1 protein-coding gene and 1 pseudogene are annotated in these 3,175 nt (G+C 46.0%); one reads left to right on the top strand and one right to left on the bottom strand.

Translation table 11 applies throughout. The features are described 5' to 3' along the window. The first annotated feature begins 185 nt into the window (after positions 1–185). On the top strand, positions 186–2,573 hold the full coding sequence (locus tag IM319_RS12570) for a DUF3769 domain-containing protein (RefSeq protein ID WP_287735825.1): 2,388 nt from the start codon (positions 186–188) through the stop codon (positions 2,571–2,573). Between the two features lie 97 nt (positions 2,574–2,670). On the opposite strand, the pseudogene IM319_RS12565 reads toward IM319_RS12570, so the two are convergent. After that, positions 2,671–3,036, bottom strand: a pseudogene (locus IM319_RS12565) (WD40 repeat domain-containing protein); the annotation flags it as partial. Between the last annotated feature and the right edge of the window lie 139 nt (positions 3,037–3,175).

The following is a 3,175-nucleotide window of genomic DNA, read 5'->3' as shown; positions in this document are numbered from 1 at the left end:
TCTGAAATGGGGCGAAAGTCTGTGGACTCTGTGTAAGACAGTACATGGTTTTTTAACTGTGGTATGCGACGGTGGTGGAAGCAGAAACTTAAATCGTGAGGTTTAGGAATCGCCGCACTTTTAGGGCGGCGAGGATGTCAATGAGGTTCGCTCGTCCTCTATTTCGATCGCCGACTCGTGCAGTCATGTCTTTTTTTCTCTTAGCTGTTGAACCACCTGCCCTAATTAATACTGTAGCTGAACCCGAAACGGAGGAGCGCCAAGTTTCTGAAAATAGTCCCACGTCTGTAGTTCCCCTCCCTGTCACCCCAGCACCTCTAGAAGCAAAAAAGCTTTCAGAAGAGAGCGTTTCTATTCCCCTCACCGTCACTCCACCCCCGGAAACCGTCGAGGTAAAACCCTTGGTTCCCGATGAGGGTATTCCCCTCAAACCATTACCTAGCAGTGCAGGTGATGCGGCAGCTTTAGGAAAACCCCTTTCTATTCAGAATTCTCCACCCCCCGCGGCCGTTGATGTCACCATTCATCCCGAAACCGAGATAGTGTCAGGATTAAATCAAAAGGCTCTTAACCAGAAAAATGGCTCAACTCGGATATTAGTGCGGAAAAAAGGCGAAAAAACCAGCCAAGAATACTTGATTTCCCTCAATAACGGCCTAGATCAGACCGCTAATCCAGAAGAGGAAAGGCCTCTAGAATTGGTGGCCGATGAGCAGGAATTTGACCAAAATCGGCAGATTATCACCGCTAGAGGTAATGTCACCCTGCGTTTTGCCCAAAGTGTACTAACGGCCGATCGCTTACAGATTAATCTTCCCGAAAAGTTAGCGGTAGCGGAGGGCCAGGTGATCCTAACCCGGGGAGATCAGATCCTGCGCGGCGATCGCTTTGAGTATTATTTCGTCCAGGATAGCGGTGTGGTATTTAATGCTAATGGGGAGATTTTTCAACCCAGCACCGCTAGGGATTTAGGACAAACGCTGCCCACGGATGTGGGGGCCGGTAGTTCTTTTGCAACCCTAACCGATCGTTTGGCATTAAATCAACCCTTGCAGAGAATTACCACGGGAGAGGGTTTTCAATTTGTCGTCGGGGGACAGGATCCCAGTCGACGCGATCGACAGAATATTAGTAGTCCCTCGGGAGGAACGATTAATCGTGTCCGTTTTCAGGCCGAACGCTTGAATTTTGATGGTAAGGTGTGGAATGCCACTAATGTGCGTCTGACGAATGACCCTTTTTCCCCCCCTGAATTGGAAGTTCGGGCTAATTCCGCCACTTTTCGCAGTACCGGCCCCTTTACCAATGAGTTGCGGATGAGTAATTCCCAGTTGGTTTTCGATCAACGGGTAGTGGCACCCACTTTTATTAATAGTCTTACGTTCGATCGCCGTCGTCGTCGTCCTTTTTTAATTGCTCCGGGCTATGATGGGGAGGATCGGGGCGGATTTTTCGTAGAAAGTCCCCTAACTTTAGTGGAGACACCGAAGACTATTTTTGAGTTGACACCGCAATATTTAATTCAAAAAGTCCTTAATCCCGATGCTTTTCCCTCAGCTAACCCCGGAGGTGGGGAAGTTTCGGCCCTTAGTCCGAAAGCTTTTGGTTTATTGGGCAATTTTGCCACTAATTTTGGCGAGCGCTCGTTTTTGCAAGCGACAGCTTCTTTTTCTAATTTAGATTTGGAACAGATCGAAAATAGTGTTCGTTCTAAAATTCGCTTTCAACAGACGATCGGACAGTTGCAGGATCCCTATCTGCTCAATGTGGAGTACAATTATCGCGAGCGTCTTTTTAACGGTTCTTTGGGGTTTCAGACGGTTAATAGCAGTTTTGGGTCAATTTTGACCTCACCTGTGATTGTCGTCCCGAATACGGATATTAGACTCAGTTATCAAGCTTCTGTTCAGAATGTTAACGCACCCACCGATCGCAGTAATCTCTTAGCGGCCAATGCAACGGATAATGTCACTAATTTAAGCCGTTTTCAGGGTGCTGTCTCTCTCAATCGCAGTTTTTTACTCTGGTCTGCCCTTACTTTACCACCGACTCCCGACCAAGGTTTAAGATTTTCTCCTCTTCCCGTTCAACCCTATATTGCTATTGTCACTGGTGTCACTGGTGTCACCAGTTATTACACTAATGGAGAGACGCAAAATTCCGTCACGGGAACTGTGGGATTATTAGGGCAGTTTGGGCGTTTTTCCCGCAATTTCTTCGACTATACCGGGTTTAATATCAGTTTTAGTCAGGGTTTAGTTAACGGACAATCACCCTTTTTCTTCGATCGCTTTGTTGATCAACAAACAATGTCCTATGGTATAACTCAACAGGTATATGGTCCGATTCGTGTGGGTTTCCAGAGTATTTACAGTATCGATCAAGCCAAGGAAATCAGTACAGAATATTTTCTCGAATGGAGTCGTCGCACCTATAGTTTAATTTTGCGCTATAACCCTGTGCTGCAGTTGGGAATACTCAACATCCGCGTCTCGGATTTCAATTGGACAGGCAACCCCGGCTATTTTGAGGGCAGCGATGTCCGTCCGGTGGTGGATGGAGTAACCCGTTAAGACTACATGGGAGAGGGAGTGGGGTGTGGGGTTTTAGCGATTTTCAGGTCGGGATTACCTCTCATTGAGACTCCCTTGGCTAACTTATATCTTCTTTTCAACGTGACAGAAAAGCTCCTAAAATTTTCATTGTGTTGCTCGTTTCATAATTCAACCCTTCTACTCCTGTAATATTTGTTTGTTCATAAAGTCTGGGAGAGCGTAAAGTATTCTGACATTTTCCTGTTTTCAGGTTCCAAAGTTTAATCGTCTCGTCTTCACTTGCGCTGGCCAATGTCTTACCGTTGGGACTAAAACACACTGACCTCACACTTTTAGTATGTTCACACAGGAGTTGATGAAGTTGACCTGTTTCAACATCCCAAATTCGGATTGTTGCGTCATCCCCCCCACTTGCTAGTAACTTCCCATCGGGACTAAAGGCCACTGACCATACCCAAGACTTATGACCTTCAAAACTATGGCTCTTCGGTTTGTGTTATGCAATGGACGGGGGTTATAAGGGATGTAACCCTTATATAGAAAGGCATTTAGCGATTTTTGTCAATTGTTTTTGATCTAGAGCGAACTAATCAATTAAATCTCTTGCCAGATAAGGATTT

It is taken from the genome of Microcystis sp. M113S1, assembly GCF_020246945.1.
In the GTDB taxonomy this organism is placed as follows: domain Bacteria; phylum Cyanobacteriota; class Cyanobacteriia; order Cyanobacteriales; family Microcystaceae; genus Microcystis.
Note: the sequence above shows the minus strand (reverse complement) of the source record. Positions and strands in the feature narration are given on the sequence as shown.